The 15,917-nt window shown below is 66.1% G+C and carries 16 protein-coding genes; 4 read left to right on the top strand and 12 right to left on the bottom strand.

Going from position 1 to position 15,917, the window contains the following annotated elements; genetic code table 11:
* Window positions 1-7: 7 nt before the first annotated feature.
* Complete coding sequence (locus tag ACFQU1_RS24170) at window positions 8-1,126, bottom strand: nitrogen regulation protein NR(II) (protein WP_378137594.1); 1,119 nt, start codon at window positions 1,124-1,126, stop codon at window positions 8-10.
* A 38-nt stretch (window positions 1,127-1,164) separates the two neighbouring features.
* The gene (gene dusB, locus ACFQU1_RS24175) at window positions 1,165-2,130 is read right to left on the bottom strand and encodes a tRNA dihydrouridine synthase DusB (protein WP_378138347.1); all 966 of its coding nucleotides are present in this window, start codon (window positions 2,128-2,130) and stop codon (window positions 1,165-1,167) included.
* A gap of 225 nt (window positions 2,131-2,355) precedes the next feature.
* On the opposite strand from dusB, the gene ACFQU1_RS24180 reads away from it, so the two are divergent.
* Both ACFQU1_RS24180 and ACFQU1_RS24185 read left to right on the top strand, forming a co-directional pair.
* Entirely contained in the window at window positions 2,356-3,549 is a 1,194-nt protein-coding gene (locus tag ACFQU1_RS24180; RefSeq protein WP_378137597.1) for a bifunctional 2-C-methyl-D-erythritol 4-phosphate cytidylyltransferase/2-C-methyl-D-erythritol 2,4-cyclodiphosphate synthase, read from the top strand.
* A gap of 27 nt (window positions 3,550-3,576) precedes the next feature.
* Window positions 3,577-4,104, top strand: a complete 528-nt coding sequence (locus tag ACFQU1_RS24185; RefSeq protein ID WP_378137599.1) for a CinA family protein — start codon at window positions 3,577-3,579, stop codon at window positions 4,102-4,104.
* Window positions 4,105-4,114: 10 nt separating this feature from the next.
* Here the strand turns inward: ACFQU1_RS24185 and ACFQU1_RS24190 are convergent, their stop codons facing one another.
* Entirely contained in the window at window positions 4,115-4,594 is a 480-nt protein-coding gene (locus ACFQU1_RS24190) for a type II toxin-antitoxin system RatA family toxin (protein WP_378137601.1), read from the bottom strand.
* A 55-nt stretch (window positions 4,595-4,649) separates the two neighbouring features.
* Window positions 4,650-5,645, bottom strand: a complete 996-nt coding sequence (gene lipA, locus ACFQU1_RS24195; protein ID WP_378137603.1) for a lipoyl synthase — start codon at window positions 5,643-5,645, stop codon at window positions 4,650-4,652.
* Window positions 5,646-5,787: 142 nt separating this feature from the next.
* Between lipA and ACFQU1_RS24200 the strand changes: the two genes are divergently transcribed.
* Entirely contained in the window at window positions 5,788-6,885 is a 1,098-nt protein-coding gene (locus ACFQU1_RS24200; protein ID WP_378137606.1) for an acyltransferase family protein, read from the top strand.
* A gap of 3 nt (window positions 6,886-6,888) precedes the next feature.
* On the opposite strand, the gene ACFQU1_RS24205 is transcribed toward ACFQU1_RS24200, so the two are convergent.
* From ACFQU1_RS24205 to eno, 8 genes are all read right to left on the bottom strand, one after another.
* Entirely contained in the window at window positions 6,889-7,146 is a 258-nt protein-coding gene (locus tag ACFQU1_RS24205; RefSeq protein WP_378137608.1) for a GlsB/YeaQ/YmgE family stress response membrane protein, read from the bottom strand.
* 91 nt (window positions 7,147-7,237) lie between these two features.
* Entirely contained in the window at window positions 7,238-8,677 is a 1,440-nt protein-coding gene (lpdA, locus tag ACFQU1_RS24210) for a dihydrolipoyl dehydrogenase (protein ID WP_378137610.1), read from the bottom strand.
* Between the two features lie 322 nt (window positions 8,678-8,999).
* The gene (locus ACFQU1_RS24215; RefSeq protein WP_378137612.1) at window positions 9,000-10,448 is read right to left on the bottom strand and encodes a pyruvate dehydrogenase complex dihydrolipoamide acetyltransferase; all 1,449 of its coding nucleotides are present in this window, start codon (window positions 10,446-10,448) and stop codon (window positions 9,000-9,002) included.
* 7 nt (window positions 10,449-10,455) lie between these two features.
* Window positions 10,456-10,695, bottom strand: a complete 240-nt coding sequence (locus ACFQU1_RS24220) for a hypothetical protein (protein WP_378137614.1) — start codon at window positions 10,693-10,695, stop codon at window positions 10,456-10,458.
* Window positions 10,696-10,700: 5 nt separating this feature from the next.
* Entirely contained in the window at window positions 10,701-12,137 is a 1,437-nt protein-coding gene (locus ACFQU1_RS24225; protein ID WP_378137616.1) for a pyruvate dehydrogenase complex E1 component subunit beta, read from the bottom strand.
* 73 nt (window positions 12,138-12,210) lie between these two features.
* The gene (gene pdhA / locus ACFQU1_RS24230; protein ID WP_378137618.1) at window positions 12,211-13,314 is read right to left on the bottom strand and encodes a pyruvate dehydrogenase (acetyl-transferring) E1 component subunit alpha; all 1,104 of its coding nucleotides are present in this window, start codon (window positions 13,312-13,314) and stop codon (window positions 12,211-12,213) included.
* 155 nt (window positions 13,315-13,469) lie between these two features.
* The gene (locus ACFQU1_RS24235) at window positions 13,470-13,775 is read right to left on the bottom strand and encodes a septum formation initiator family protein (protein WP_378138349.1); all 306 of its coding nucleotides are present in this window, start codon (window positions 13,773-13,775) and stop codon (window positions 13,470-13,472) included.
* Between the two features lie 161 nt (window positions 13,776-13,936).
* Window positions 13,937-15,226, bottom strand: coding sequence for a phosphopyruvate hydratase (gene eno, locus ACFQU1_RS24240; RefSeq protein ID WP_378137620.1), 1,290 nt, complete (start codon window positions 15,224-15,226; stop codon window positions 13,937-13,939).
* 190 nt (window positions 15,227-15,416) lie between these two features.
* Between eno and queF the strand changes: the two genes are divergently transcribed.
* Window positions 15,417-15,866 (top strand): preQ(1) synthase, encoded by a 450-nt coding sequence (gene queF / locus ACFQU1_RS24245; RefSeq protein ID WP_378137623.1) that lies wholly within the window; start codon window positions 15,417-15,419, stop codon window positions 15,864-15,866.
* The last annotated feature ends 51 nt before the right edge of the window (window positions 15,867-15,917 follow it).

The following is a 15,917-nucleotide window of genomic DNA, read 5'->3' on the forward strand; positions in this document are numbered from 1 at the left end:
TCGTCCCTCAAGCCTCCGAGCCACGGCCGTCGCGCGCCAGATACATCGGCATGAGCGCGCGGAAGGTCGTCCGGTGAACACCCGTGTCGCATTCGATGACCCCGCCGTGGTCACCGATGATCTTCGCCACCAAAGCAAGACCAAGGCCACTGCCCGAAGCCTTGGTGGTCACGAAGGGATCAAACAGATTGGGCAGGATGTCCGACGGGACACCCGGGCCGTTGTCGCGTACGCAAATTTCGAGCGGCAGGCTCACCCGCGCGGTCGACCCGCGCAGGCTGAGCCGCATGCCCGGCCGAAAGGCTGTCGACAACACGATCTCACCATCGAGCGCGTCGTCGCCGATCGCTTCGGCGGCGTTCTTGATGAGATTGAGAAAGACCTGCACCAGCTGGTCGCGGTTGCCATAGAGCGGCGGCAGCGACGGGTCATAGGCTTCAACGAAACGGATGTGGCGCGCAAAGCCCGACTGGGCCAAGCGTTTCACATGGTCGAGAACGCCGTGGATATTGACCGGCCCGCGCTCGACGGGGCGCTCGTCGCCGAACAGCTCCATGCGCTCGACGATCTTCACGATCCGGTCGGTCTCGTCGCAGATGAGCCGCGTCAACAGGCGGTCCTCGTCGCTGGCCGCGCCTTCCAGCAACTGTGCTGCGCCACGGATGCCGGAGAGCGGGTTCTTGATCTCGTGAGCGAGCATCGCCCCGAGCGCGGTGATCGAGCGCGCTGCACCGCGATGGGTCAGCTGTCTGTCCATTTTTTCGGCAATTGTCCGTTCCTGCAGCATCAGGACGAGCGAGTGGTCCTCGTCGCCCAAGGGAACGGCAAAGATGTCGACGATCCGGTCCTGGCCCGTGCGCGGCGTCCCGATGTCGATGCGATATTCGCTGACGCTCGCGCGGCTGCGCCTGACCTCCTCGGTCAGCGTCAGGACCGGCGAGCCGAAGGGGAGGAGATCGGCCAGGGTCTGCCGGCGCAGAACGGGAAGGCTCACCTCGAAAAAGGCTTCGGCGGCGCTGTTGGCGTGCAGGATGACGTCGCCCTCGCCGATCACCACCACCGGCAGCGGCAAGGCATTGAGAATGAGGCCTTCCCCGAAGGTCGGCGATGGGGCCGGTCCAGACATATCGCTCGTCGCCATGCCCTGCCTTTTTGGTCTCACCGTCAGGCCGCCCTCATGAGGCCGGCTGCGTCAGCGGCGCCGGCCGATGCCTCGTAAAGCTGCTCCAACAGCGCCAGCACGCGGGCCGGCTCCTCGCTGGTGACGAGCTCCGTCCTGCAGGCCTGCGCCGTCGCGCTGCCGCAGCGGGCGGCATCGGCGCAATAGGCGGCGAGATGCTTGCGCGCATGGCGCAAGCCCGTGCGGATGCCGTAAAGCGCGAGCAAGCCTTCGTAATGTTCGATAGCGGCTATTGTTTTCGCCTTCGCTGAAGGCTCGGGTGCCGCTTCGCCCGTCGTGCGTTCCGCGGCGATCTGGCCCACCAGCCAGGGGCGACCGACGGCGGCGCGGCCCACCATCACCGCATCGGCCCCGGACGCGGCCAAAGCAGCCTCAGCCGTCTTGCCATCAAGGATGTCGCCATTGACGACGAGCGGCAGCGACGTCGCTTCACGCACGCGGCGAATGGCCGGCCAGTTGGCCTCGCCCTTGTAGAACTGCTGTCGCGTGCGGCCGTGCACCGTGACGAGGGCGACACCCGAGTCTTCGGCCCGGCGGGCGAGCTCGGGTGCGTTCATGGAGGTCTCGTCCCAGCCGAGCCGCATCTTGACCGAGACGGGAATGGCGACCGCCCCGACAACCGCCGCAATGAGCGACGTGGCGTTATCGAGATCGCGCATGAGCGCCGAGCCCGACCAGCCGCCTATGACGCGCTTGGCTGGACAGCCCATATTGATGTCGATCATGGCGGCGCCGGAAGCCTCGGCGATGCGCGCGGCCTCCCCCATCCAGCGCGCGTCGCAGCCGGCGAGCTGCACCACATGCGGCGAGACGCCCACCCCCTCGGCGCGCAACAGGGCTTCGGCAGATCGGCTGACCAGTTCGTCGCTGGCCACCATTTCAGAGACGACGAGCGAAGCGCCGAAACGGCGGGCGATCCGTCGGAAGACGACATCGGTCACGCCCGACATGGGCGCAAGCACGGCACCACCGATTATCCGTCGCGGATCCCAGACGTCCGACTCGGCGGGGTTGCCTAATTCAGCATCATTCATGGCCATGCTTATAAAATAAACAAACTAGCTTGTCGTGTGGATTTTTTCGCATCCGCAGCATTATGCGTCACCCAACTGATCGGGATTGTGTATGACGCGCCCACGCCCTATCACGGCGGCTTCTCTGGCGAGAAGGTTTCAATGGCGAAGACAGCAGCGATCATCGTGGCAGCCGGCCGGGGCACACGGGCAGGCGGCGATGTCGCCAAGCAGTACCGCATGCTGGGCGGCTCTCCCGTCCTGGCCCATACTCTCGTCGCAATGGCCGGACATGAGGGCATCGACGAGATTCTCGTCGTCATCCACCCCGAGGACGAGGCGCAGTATCGCGCGGTGACTGCCGCCCTGTCGCCGTCGCTGACTGCACGGCTCAGCGAGCCGACCTATGGCGGTGCGACGCGTCAAGCCTCCGTCCAGGCGGGGCTCGAGGCTTTCGCCGGGCGGCTCTCCCCGCCGGACCTCGTGCTCGTGCATGACGCGGCTCGCCCCTTCCTCTCCGTCGACTTGATCGGGCGGGCGATCGCGAGTGGGTATGCCCACGGCGCCGCGGTTCCCGGTCTCAGGATTACCGATACGGTCAAGCGCGTCGACCCGCAGGGCAAGGTTTGCGATACGCCGGATCGCTCCACCCTGCGTCGTGTCCAGACGCCGCAGGCCTTCGCCTTCTCGCCGCTCCTTCTCGCGCATCGCCGGGCGGCGGCCGAGGGCTTGACCGAATTCACGGATGATGGCGCGCTTGCCGAATGGGCGGGCCATATCGTCCATGTCTTCGATGGCGAGGCCGACAATATGAAGATCACCGCCGCGCAGGACCTCGCCGAGGCCGAGCGCCGGCTCGCCGGCAGCACCATCCTCGTGCCGCGTGCCGGCCTCGGTTACGACGTGCACAGCTTCGGGCCGGGCGATCACATCTGGCTCGGCGGCCTGCGCATCCCGCATGACCGCGGCGTGGTCGCCCATTCCGACGGCGATGTCGCGCTCCATGCCCTGACGGACGCGATCCTCGGCGCCCTTGCCGACGGCGATATCGGCAGCCATTTTCCGCCGAGTGACCCGCGCTGGCGCGGCGCGTCGTCGGACCGTTTCCTCGCCTATGCGGTGGAGCGTCTGCGGGCGCGCGGCGGCTGGCTCGATCATCTCGACGTGACGATCGTCTGCGAGGCGCCGAAAGTCGGTCCGCATCGCGAGGCCATGCGCGCGCGGATCGCGGAGATCGCCGGCATCGTCGTCGGCGCCGTCTCGGTGAAGGCGACGACCTCGGAGGGGCTCGGCTTCACCGGCCGGCGCGAGGGCATCGCAGCCCAGGCCATCGCCAGCATTCGATTGCCCGGATAGGCAGTCGGGATTCACGAGGGCCATGTCGTGGTTGATATCGAACCGACGCGCATCGATCGCGAGCTCCTGCTGCAGGCGAAGGCCGTGATCGAGCTCTGCCGGGGTAAGGGGCTCGGCGTCGTCACCGCCGAATCCTGCACCGGCGGCTTGGTCGCCGGCGTGCTCACCGAGCTGCCCGGTTCTTCGGACGTGATCGAGGGCGGCTTCGTCACCTATTCCAATGATGCCAAGGAGGCCCGGCTCGGCGTGTCGGGCATGCTGCTCGCGGCGCATGGGGCGGTGAGCGAGCCGGTGGCCCGCGCCATGGCCGAGGGCGCGCTCGCCCATTCGCAAGCCGATATCGCCGTCTCGATCACCGGCATTGCCGGGCCAGGCGGCGGCACGGCGACGAAGCCCGTCGGCCTCGTCCATTTCGCGGTGGCGCGGCGCGGTTTTGCAACGGAGCATGTGGAGCGCCGCTTCGGCGATCTCGGCCGCGGCGTCGTCCGCCGTCTATCGATCGAGCAGGCGCTCGCGCTGATTACGCAGATGGCCGAGGCAAATCCCCCGGCGTGAGGCCGCACTTTCAAGCCGGCGCGGGATGCGCGCCTCCAGCGCGGCCATAGACGGCGGCGGCGCGCGCCACAAAAGCATCCGAAAAGCGCTGAAAAGCCTTGTCGAACAGGGCGCCCATCAGGAGCTTCAGGGCGAAGCTCCGGAATTCATAGGAAATGAAGAACTCGACCGTACAGCCGCCGCCTTCGGCTGGCCGAAAGGTCCAGCGGTTCTCGAGATAGCGAAACGGGCCGTCGATATATTCCACCATGATCTTCAGCCGCGGCCGATCGAGGGTGACGCGGCTGGTGAAGCTTTCCTGTATGGCCTTGTAGCCCACGCTCATGTCGGCGACGAGCGTCTCCACCCCCTCCCCGCTCTGCGAGCGCCTGCGGATCTTGAGGCCCTCGCACAGCGGCAGGAACTCCGGATAGCGCTCGACGTCCGCGACCAGGGCGAACATTGCCTCGGGCGGCTGGGGAACCGAGCGGCTGTCGCGGAAAGTGGGCATGCGGAACGGTCAAACGCTGCAGGAGTGAAGATGCGGCCGGGAGGCTCGGCAGGCGCTAATTGCCGAGTTTCAGCGCGCGCGCTGCCTTCAGACGTTCGAAATCGTCGCCGGCATGGTGGGACGAGCGGGTCAGCGGGCTCGACGAGACCATCAGGAAGCCCTTCGCATAGGCCGTGGTCTCATAGGCCTTGAACTCGTCCGGCGTGACGAAGCGCAGGATGGGATGGTGCTTCTTCGTCGGCTGCAGATATTGCCCGATGGTGATGAAGTCGACCTCCGCCGAGCGCAGGTCGTCCATGAGCTGCAGAACCTCGTTCCGCTCCTCGCCCAGGCCGACCATGATGCCGGACTTCGTGAAGATCGTCGGATCGAGCTCCTTCACCTGCTGCAGCAGGTGGATGGAATGGAAGTAGCGGGCTCCCGGCCGCACGGTGAGATATTTCGACGGAACCGTTTCGAGATTGTGGTTGAAGACGTCCGGCCGTGCCTCAACCACCACTTCGAGAGCCCCCTTCTTCCGCAGGAAGTCGGGCGTCAGCACCTCGATCGTCGTCTTCGGTGAGCGGGCGCGGATGGCGCGGATGACCGCGGCGAAATGCGCGGCGCCGCCGTCGGCGAGGTCGTCGCGATCGACGGAGGTGATGACGACATGGCTGAGGCCGAGTTTCTCGACCGCCTTGGCGACGCTCTCCGGCTCATCGTGGTCGAGCGCCTGCGGCAGACCCGTCTTGACGTTGCAGAAGGCACAGGCGCGCGTGCAGGTGTCGCCCATGATCATGAAGGTGGCGTGCTTCTTTTCCCAGCACTCGCCGATATTCGGGCAGCCGGCCTCCTCGCAGACGGTCACGAGCTTGTTCTCGCGCACGATGCGGTGAGTCTCGGCCCATTGCGGCGAGCCGGGCGCCTTCACGCGGATCCAATCGGGCTTGCGCAGGACCGGCTGGTCGGGGCGATGCGCCTTTTCCGGATGCCGTGCGGGTTCGGCCGGACGTGGCCGGCCATCCTTGGCCCGCCGATCCCCGCCGTTGAGAAGGTCAATTACCACCGCCATGCGCGCCTCGCTCCAGGCTGGTCCGCTTCAGTCCCCTACATATAGGGCCCGGGCGGTACCCACAAGAAAGGGCGGCTCACAGTTGGCATGATCCCTGCGCAGGTCCCCTGGCGCGATTGCGCGCAGTACTGGAGCGGGATTCATGCGCGCTCGTGTCTCTATATCGGACGGGATTGGGCAAGGCCGGGACAATTTCCTCGCCTTGCGCCACGTCCTTGCGGGCTGCGTGCTCGTCAGCCACGCCTTCTTCGTCGTGAACGGGCCGGCGGTCGCGGAGCCCTTGCTCGCCACGACGGGCCTCGATCTCGGCCAGCACGCGGTCAATCTGTTCTTCACCATCTCCGGATTTCTAGTCGTCCAGAGCCTCGAACGACGCGGTCTCGCCGGCTATGGGCAGGCGCGGGCGCTGCGCCTCTTCCCGGGCCTTGCCGTCGCCGTGCTTGTGGCCGCCTTCGTTATCGGACCGCTCGCCACGACGCTTGGTCTCGGCGCCTATTTCCGCGATCCGCGAAGCTGGCTCTTCATCGGCGACATCCTGCCTCGCTTCGACGGCCATGCAACGCTTCCCGGCGTCTTTGGCCAGCAGCCTGCATCCGAGGTGATGATCACGATCTGGACGATCAAATACGAGATCGCCTGCTACGTGCTGCTCGCCATCGGCGGTGTCTTCGGCCTCACCCGGCGGCGGGCCGTTCTCGCCGTGGTCGTCGGCGGGTTCCTCGTGATGCTCGCTGGAACGCTCGTCAGCCTTCCCGATGCCGTCCTGTCGCTCGCGCGCTTCGGTCTGTGCTTTGCGATCGGCGTCGCCGGTTGGCTCTATCGCGAGGAGCTGCCGCTCCGGGCGCGTTATGTGCTCGCGCTTGCGGCACTCGCGGTCCTCTTCAGCGGGACCCGCGCCGGTATCCCCGTCATGATCGTCGCCGAATGCTACGGCGTGCTGTGGCTCGCCTTCCTGCCCTTTGCCAGGGACAGCGATCGGTCCAGCCGCCAAGCGGCGCCCGACCTCTCCTACGGCATCTATCTCTACGGTTTTCCGCTGGAGCAGTTCATCTATTTCCTGCTGCGCCCAGCCGGCCCATGGGAACTGCTGGCGCTCGCCCTGCCCGCGACGCTCCTCGTGGCCGCCCTCTCCTGGTATCTGGTCGAGAAGCCGGCGCTCAGCCTCAAGGCTCGGCGGGCGACGGTGGTCCGCCGAAGCGTTACGTCCCAATCCGCGGTAGAGGCGGACGGGCGCGGCTGACGGTCAGGATCGTCGCCGGAACAGGCCGAGTATGAACAGGAAGATGATGGCACCGACGGTCGAGACGACGAGGCTCGGCCAGAAGCCGCCCTCGACCGGCACCAGATTGAAGATCCGCAGGACGGCGGGCCCAATGAAGGCGCCGATCAGGCCGACGATCAGGTTCGTGAACAGACCATGGCTGCGGCTCATGACCTTTTCGGCGATCCAGCCGGCCAGAATGCCGATGATGATCGCGCTGAAGAAGCCCACACCCTGCATGCCACGTCCCCTTGTTTGACTGATGCTGCCGCCTACCCGAACGTCGACAGCCTAGGACCTGTTCCGCTCAAGTTCGTGAAAACGCCACGTCTCAGGTGTGGATCACCCGGCCATAAGCGTCCATCACGCTCTCGTGCATCATTTCCGAAAGGGTCGGATGGGGGAAGACGGAATTGATCAGCTCTTCCTCGGTCGTCTCCAGATTCATGGCGATGACGAAGCCCTGGATGAGCTCGGTGACTTCCGCCCCGACCATATGGGCGCCGAGGAGCTTGCCCGTCTTTGTGTCGAAGATCGTCTTGACCAGGCCGTCGGGCTCGCCGAGCGCGATCGCCTTGCCGTTGCCGATGAAGGGGAAGCGCCCGACGCGGATGTCGTAGCCCGCCTCTTTCGCCTTGGCTTCCGTCAGCCCGACCGAGGCGACCTGAGGGTGGCAATAGGTGCAGCCGGGGATCATGAGCTTGTCCATCGCATGCGGATGGAGACCCTTGATCGCCTCGACGCAGATGACACCCTCGTGCTCAGCCTTATGGGCGAGCATCGGCGGGCCGGCGACGTCGCCGATGGCATAGATGCCGGGAACCGAGGTCACGCCCATGCCATCCGTGACGATGATGCCGCGGTCGGTCTTCACGCCGAGTTTCTCCAGGCCGAGATTCTCGGTATTGCCGACCACGCCGACGGCGGAAATGACCCGGTCGACGGTGATCGTTTCCGTGCCGCCTTTGCCGTCTTCGACCGTCGCAGTGACGCTGTCGCCCTGCTTGTCGAGCTTCGTCACCTTGGCGCCCGTCATGATGCGGATGCCCTGCTTCTCGAAGCGCTTGCGGGCATGAGCCGCGATTTCCGCATCCTCGACCGGCAGGATCTGCGGCAACACCTCGACGACGGTCACCTCCGCACCCATGGTGCGGTAGAAGGAGGCGAATTCGATGCCGATAGCGCCCGAGCCGACGACCAGCAGCGACTTCGGCATGCGGTCCGGCACCATGGCCTCGAAATAGGTCCAGACCAGCTTGCCGTCGGGCTCGAGGCCCGGCAGCACGCGCGGGCGCGCGCCCGTCGCCACGATGATGTGCTTGGCGAGATAGGTGCCCGGCCCCTTCGGGTTTTTCGGCGGGGCGGCCGTTCCCTCGCGTGGCGCACGCGTCTCCTTCACGGCGATCTCGCCGGGCTTGGTGATCGTCGCCTCGCCCCAGATGACGTCGATCTTGTTCTTCTTCATTAGGAAGCCGACGCCGTTATTGAGCTGGCCGGAGACGCCGCGCGAGCGCTTGATGACCGCAGCCGGATCGGGCCGGATCGTGCCTTCGAGCACGAGGCCGTAGTCCTTGGCGTGGGTGGCGTAATGGTAGATCTCTGCCGAGCGCAGCAGCGCCTTGGTCGGGATGCAGCCCCAGTTCAGGCAGATGCCGCCGAGATGCTCACGCTCCACCACGGCCGTCTTGAAGCCGAGCTGGGCGGCGCGGATGGCGGCCACATAACCGCCGGGCCCGCCGCCGATGACGATGATGTCGTATTGATCGGCCATTTACGTCTCCGGTTCCGCCCTTGCCCCTCCCCCTTTGCGGGGAGGGTGAAGCACTGGTTCATGCTCGGCGCCGCTGATCCCTCCCCGTTGCAAATCGGGTGCTCCCGATTTGCACATCAATGGGAGTGCAACTCGGAAACATCCGAGTTGCACGGGAGGGTGGATCCGAGCAACGCTCGGAGCCGGGTGGGGTGCCACACAGCAGTGCTGTCCCCCTCCGACGCCGCTTCGCGGCGTCACCTCCCCCTCCAGGGGAGGATCACGCCGCGCTCGATTTCGCAGCCCCTCCCCACAAGGGGGAGGGGAAGCGCGGAGCGGCAAATCACACCAGCATCGCCATCGGGTTTTCGATGAGCTGCTTGAAGGCGCCGATGAGCTCGGCGCCGAGCGCGCCGTCGACGGCGCGGTGATCGGTCGAGAGCGTCGCGGACATGATGGTGGCGATCGCCGGAGCATCGTTCTTCACCACGACCCGCTTCTCGCCGACGCCGACGGCGAGGATCGAGGCATGCGGCGGGTTGATGATCGCGGCGAAGTCCTTGATGCCGAACATGCCGAGATTCGAGACCGCCGAGGTGCCGCCCTGGTATTCCTCGGGCTTCAGCTTGCGGGCCCGTGCGCGGGCGGCGAAATCCTTCATCTCGTTGGAGATGACCGACAGCGGCTTGGTGTCGGCCTTGCGGACCACCGGCGTGATGAGGCCGCCGGGAATGGAGACGGCAACGCCGACATCGGCCTGCTTGAATTTCAGCATCGCGCCCTCGGTCCAGGCGACATTGGCGTCGGGCACGCGCATCAGGGCGAGTGCCAAGGCCTTGATGACGAAGTCGTTGACGGAGAGCTTGTAGGCAGGCTTGCCCTCCTTGTCCTGGGGGGCGGCCGCATTGATCTCACTGCGCAGCTTCAACAGCGCGTCGATCTCGCAATCGACGGTCAGGTAGAAATGCGGCACCGTCTGCTTGGATTCGACGAGCCGGCGCGCGATCGTCCGGCGCATGCCGTCGTGCGGCACCTCCTCATAGGTGCCGGGCTCGAAGAGCTTCTTGATCGTCTCGTCGCTCATGCCGGGCGCGAGCGGCGCGGGCGCGGCGGGTTTGGCCGCCTGCGGTGCGGCGGCGGGAGCGCCGGGTTGTGGCGCTGCCTTCGCGGTGCCGCCGGCGAGCGCCGCCTTGACGTCGCGCTCGATGATGCGCCCGTGGGGCCCCGAACCCTGGACGGCGGACAGATCGATACCGCCCTCCTTGGCGAGGCGCTTGGCGAGCGGCGAGGCGAAGATGCGGCCGGCGCCATTAGCGCGCGGCGCTTGCGGAGCCTCGTGGATACCGGAGCGCATCGCGGCGCCGGGCTCTTCCTTGGCAGCGGTTGCCGTGTCCTGCCTGGCCGGTTCCGGCGCTTTGGGGGCGGGCTCGGCGGCTTTTGCCTCGGCGGGTTTTGCCTCTGCGGGCTTGGCTTCAGAGGGTTTGGCTTCGGCGGCAGGCGCGGGGGCTGCTGCCGTGCCGGCCCCTGCGGCGACGGCCTTGGGGTCTTCGCCTTCGCTCGCGATGACGGCGATCAGGTCATTGACCGGCACGTCGGCGGTGCCTTCCGGCACGACGATCTTGGCGAGAATGCCCTCGTCGACCGCCTCGACCTCCATGGTCGCCTTGTCGGTCTCGATCTCCGCGAGCACGTCGCCGGAGGCTACCTTGTCGCCTTCCTTCTTGAGCCACTTGGCGAGATTGCCCTTTTCCATGGTGGGCGAGAGGGCGGGCATCAGGATATTGGCGGGCATGGCGGCCTCAAATCAGTTGCCAAACTTGGCGGGTATCTCGGCGACTATAGGTGAGCTTTTTTGCATCACGCAGCCGCTGAGCGGCCCAGCGGACGTCATATTGCCATGTAAAGAACAAATCGCCGGAAGCTCGGAGCTCAGCCTCGTGCTTCTCCCAAATGCGCCGCGCGACTTCGACGATAGTGGCAGTGCCACCTAACGCCCGAAGCGTCTCCTCCAGCACTGTCGGCAGATCGGTCCGCTTCATGACGCTCACCGATAGGTGACCGCCTTCGCCGCCTCGACGATGTCGGCGACGGAAGGCAGCGCGAGCTTCTCCAGATTGGCGGCATAGGGCATGGGGACGTCCTTGCCCGATATCCGCGCGACCGGTGCATCGAGATAATCGAAGGCTTCCCAAAGGACGCGCGCGGCGATCTCGGCGCCGACGCCCGACTGCTGCCAGCCTTCCTCGACGGTGACGAGCCGTCCGGTCTTCTGGACGGAAGCGACGATGGTGGCGGTATCCATGGGGCGCAGCGTCCTGAGGTCGATGACCTCCGCCTCGATCCCCTCCCCCGCCAGTTCCTCTGCCGCTTTCAGGGCATAGGTCATGCCGATCGAGTAGGCGACGATCGTGACATGCTGGCCGGGCCGCGCGACACGCGCCTTGCCGATCGGCAGGACATAGTCGTCGAGCTTCGGCACCGGGAAGGTATGGCCGTAGAGGATTTCGTTCTCGAGGAAGATGACGGGATTGGGGCTGCGGATCGCCGCCTTCAGAAGACCCTTGGCGTCGGCCGCCGTATAGGGGGCGATCACCGTGAGGCCCGGGATATGGCTATACCAGGCGGAGAAATCCTGGCTATGCTGGGCGGCGACGCGGGCCGCCGCCCCGTTCGGACCGCGGAAGACGACGGGGCAGCCGAGCTGGCCGCCCGACATATAGAGCGTCTTGGCGGCCGAGTTGATGATCTGGTCCATCGCCTGCATGGCGAAGTTGAAGGTCATGAATTCGACGATGGGCTTCAGGCCCGTGAAGGCCGCCCCGACGCCGAGACCCGCAAAGCCGTGTTCCGTGATGGGCGTGTCGACCACGCGCCGGGCACTGAACTCCTGCAGGAGGCCCTGCGTGACCTTGTAGGCGCCCTGGTACTCGGCGACCTCCTCGCCCATGACGAGGACGGTCTCGTCGCGGCGCATCTCCTCGGCCATGGCATCGCGCAACGCCTCGCGCACGGTCATGGTTACGAATTCGGTGCCCTCCGGCACCTCGGGATCCGGCTGTGCCTCGGGCTGCGGCGGTTGGGAGACGGCCGATTCCGCCTTCGGTGCGGCGGGCACCTTGGGTGCGGCGCCCTCGGTGGCGGGGGGCATGGATTCGGCGACCTTGGCGTCCTTGCCAGGCTCCGGCTTGGCGGCGGCCGGTGCCGCGGCAGCCTGGCTGCCGACCGACTTGGCATCCTCGCCGTCGCCGGCGATCAGGGCGATCGGCGTGTTGACGGCCACATCCTCGCTGCCCTCGGCCACGAGGATCTTGGCGAGTGTGCCTTCGTCGACCGCCTCGACCTCCATGGTCGCCTTGTCGGTCTCGATTTCTGCGAGCACGTCGCCCGACTTGACCGAGTCACCTTCCTTCTTGAGCCATTTGGAGAGCTTGCCGCTTTCCATCGTCGGGGAAAGAGCGGGCATCAGAACGTCGATGGGCATGGAGATCTACTTTCGCGGACGAACTCGGGGCGCGGAAACGGCCTTGCGGGCGGCAAACGACCGCCCGCAAGGGCTACTTCAACACGTCGGTCCACAGCTCGGACGGATCGGGTTCGAGGTCGTGGGTTGCAAAGTCTGCCGCCTCGTTGACGACCTCGCGCACCTTGGCGTCGATCGCCTTCAGTTCGTCCTCGGACAGCTTCCAGTCGGTCAGGAGGCGCCGGCGTACCTGCTCGATCGGATCGTGCTCCTCGCGCATCCGCTGGACCTCGTCCCTCGAGCGGTATTTCGCCGGATCGGACATGGAATGGCCGCGGTAGCGATAGGTCTGCATTTCGAGGATGTAGGGGCCGTTACCCTCGCGCGCCCAGGTGATGGCGCGCTCGCCGGCCGCTTTCACGGCCCGCACATCCATGCCGTCCACCTGCTCGCCGGGGATATTGAAGGAAGCGCCGCGCTTGGAGAAATCCGTCTGCGCCGAAGAGCGGGCGACAGACGTGCCCATCGCATAGCGGTTGTTCTCGATGACATAGACCACGGGCAGCTTCCAGAGCTCCGCCATGTTGAAGCTCTCGTAGACCTGGCCCTGATTGGCCGCGCCGTCGCCGAAATAGGTAACGCAGACGCGCTCCTCGCCGCGGTAGCGGTTGGAGAAGGCGATGCCGGTGCCGAGCGACACCTGTGCGCCGACGATGCCGTGGCCGCCGTAGAAGTTCTTCTCCTTGGAGAACATGTGCATGGAGCCGCCCTTGCCTTTGGAGTAGCCTCCTCGGCGGCCCGTGAGCTCGGCCATCACGCCCTTGGGATCCATGCCCGTCGCGAGCATATGGCCGTGGTCGCGGTAGCCGGTGATCACCTGATCATCTCCGGCAGCGGCGGCCTGCATGCCGACGATCACGGCTTCCTGGCCGATATAGAGATGGCAGAAGCCGCCGATGAGGCCCATGCCATACATCTGACCCGCCTTCTCTTCGAAACGGCGGATCAAGAGCATGTCGCGGAACGCGGCGAACTCCTGTTCCTTGGTGAAGCCGGTGCTCGAGCCCGCATTGGCCGGCCCCCGCTTCTTGGCTGGAGCCTTCGCAAGGCGCCCGCCTCGGCGTTGTCCCGCTGCTTCAGACGTCACGGAATCGACCTGAGCGTCGGCGCGCGAAGCTTTTCGTGCGGCAAGGGCCATGAACATCCTCCCGACCAGAGTTTGAGAGGATATGTAGCGCAGGGCCGCCCTCATGGCGAGACCCTCCGATCAAAAATAATAGGTTCAAATGCAACTAACGGCCTGAAAAGGCGCCACTTTTTCGGATCAACCGGAATTTGGTTAAGCCGAGATCCTCACGGCGTCGCCGGTGACGCCGTCTCGTTGGCAGCGCCATCCTGCTGACCGAGCAGAACGACGACGTCGTTCTTGTGAACATATCCCAGCACTTCGCGGGCCTGCTCGTCGAGCACGTCGTAGTCGATCGCCTCGGCGCGCAGCATCGAGGCCCGCTTTTCCCATGACGCACGCTCGTCTCTCAATGTGGCGAGCTCGTCGGTGAGCCGCGCGATTTCCGCCGTGAGCTCGCGCTTGGCCTCCAGGCCGCGCGCGCCGTGGTGCGCGTGAAAGACGAAATAGCCGACGACCGCGCTCGACACCATGTAGAGCACGAGGGGAATCAGAACTGCACGAAGACGCCGACGAACAACCATGACGGCAAGTCTGCATCCGCCGTGGTTAAAAAGCGGTTAGAACCGCAGATGCATACGAAAAATCCCCGGCCGGAACCGGGGATCGTGGGCCGAGGCCATCGAGCCGAGGATTACGACCGCGCCAGCGCTGCGAGCGCCGCGCGACCGGCGTAGCGCGCGTCGTTGCCGAGCTCCTGCTCGATGCGCAGCAGCTGGTTGTATTTCGCGAGCCGGTCGGACCGCGCGAGCGAGCCGGTCTTGATCTGCCCGCAATTGGTGGCGACGGCGAGATCGGCGATCGTCGCGTCCTCGGTCTCGCCGGAGCGGTGCGACATCACCGCCCGATAGCCGGCGCGATGGGCGAGATCGACGGCGGCAAGCGTCTCTGTCAGCGAGCCGATCTGGTTGACCTTCACGAGAATGGAATTGCCGACGCCCTGGTCGATGCCCTGTTGCAGGCGCGTGACATTGGTGACGAAGAGATCGTCGCCGACGAGCTGCGTCTTGCCGCCGACGAGGTCGGTCAGTTCCTTCCAGCCGTCCCAGTCGTCCTCGGCCATGCCGTCCTCGATCGAGGCGATCGGATAGTCGGCCACGAGCTTGGCGAGATAGTGGGCCTGTTCGGACGGGCTGCGCGTCGTGCCCTCGCCCGAATAGACATAGGCGCCGTCCTTGAAGAACTCGGTCGCGGCGCAATCGAGCGCGAGCACCACGTCCCGTCCCGGCTCGAAGCCGGCGGTGCGCACCGCCTGCATCACGAAATCGAGTGCGGCCTCGGCCGACGGCAGATTGGGCGCGAATCCGCCCTCGTCGCCGACATTGGTGTTGTGACCGGCATCCTTCAGCGCCTTCTTCAGGATGTGGAAGATCTCCGCGCCCATGCGCAGCCCCTCGCTGAAGCTCGGCGCGCCGACCGGCATCACCATGAACTCCTGGAAGTCGATGGGGTTGTCGGCATGCACGCCGCCATTCACGATATTCATCATCGGCACGGGCAGGACGCGCGCCTGGGTGCCGCCGACATAGCGGTAGAGCGGCAATCCGCTCGCCTGGGCGGCGGCTTTTGCAACAGCCAGCGACACGCCGAGAATGGCATTGGCGCCGAGCCGGCTCTTGTTGGGCGTGCCGTCGAGGGCGATCATCGACTCGTCGATCTGGACCTGGTCCTGGGCATCGAAGCCGCCGATCGCCTCGAGAATCTCGCCGTTGACCGCCTCGACCGCCTTCAACACGCCCTTGCCGCCATAACGGGCCTTGTCGCCGTCGCGCAGCTCGACGGCCTCGTGGGCGCCGGTCGAGGCGCCGGAAGGCACCGCGGCGCGGCCGAAGGAGCCGTCCTCCAGCGATACGTCGACCTCGACGGTCGGATTGCCGCGGCTGTCGAGGATTTCACGGGCGAGAACATCGACGATGGCTGTCATGGGGGCCTCCGACCAGAAAACTGCAGGGCAACGCGGCCAACTGGCCTTGTCTCAGCCCGGCTTTTACGCCAACTGCTGAAGCTGGCAAGGGTCACCGGCTCCGACGCCGCTAAAAGCCGCGGCGCGGTCCAGCATGACAGCTGCGGACCATGATCGCTCGGCGCGGGAGGCCGGCAAAAGGAACACGGAAATGACCAATGACACGCTCCAGCTCGGCAGGCCGAGCCCCCTGCCCGCCTCACCCGAGGAGGCGCAGCTCGACCGCGTGCCGAACCCGCAGGCCGGCACGCCTTATGTCGCACGCTTCACCTGCCCGGAATTCACGTCGCTCTGCCCGGTCACCGGCCAGCCAGACTTCGGCATCATCGTCATCGATTATGTGCCGGGCGACTGGCTCCTCGAATCGAAGGCGCTGAAGCTCTATCTCAACGCCTTCCGCAACCACGGCGCCTTTCACGAGGACTGCACGGTGTCGATCGGCAAGCGCATCGCCGAGCTGCTCGCGCCGGTGTGGATGCGCGTCGGTGGCTACTGGTATCCGCGCGGCGGCATTCCGATCGACGTCTTCTGGCAGACGGGCGCCCCGCCCGAGGGGCTCTTCCTGCCCGACCAGGGCGTGCCGCCCTATCGGCCGCGGTGAGCCGTGGGCCACGGCTGGCTTTTTGGCCCTGGGCTGTGAATCCCGGGCCTG

It is taken from the genome of Chelatococcus sp. GCM10030263 (genome assembly GCF_042666455.1).
In the GTDB taxonomy this organism is placed as follows: Bacteria; Pseudomonadota; Alphaproteobacteria; order Rhizobiales; family Beijerinckiaceae; genus Chelatococcus.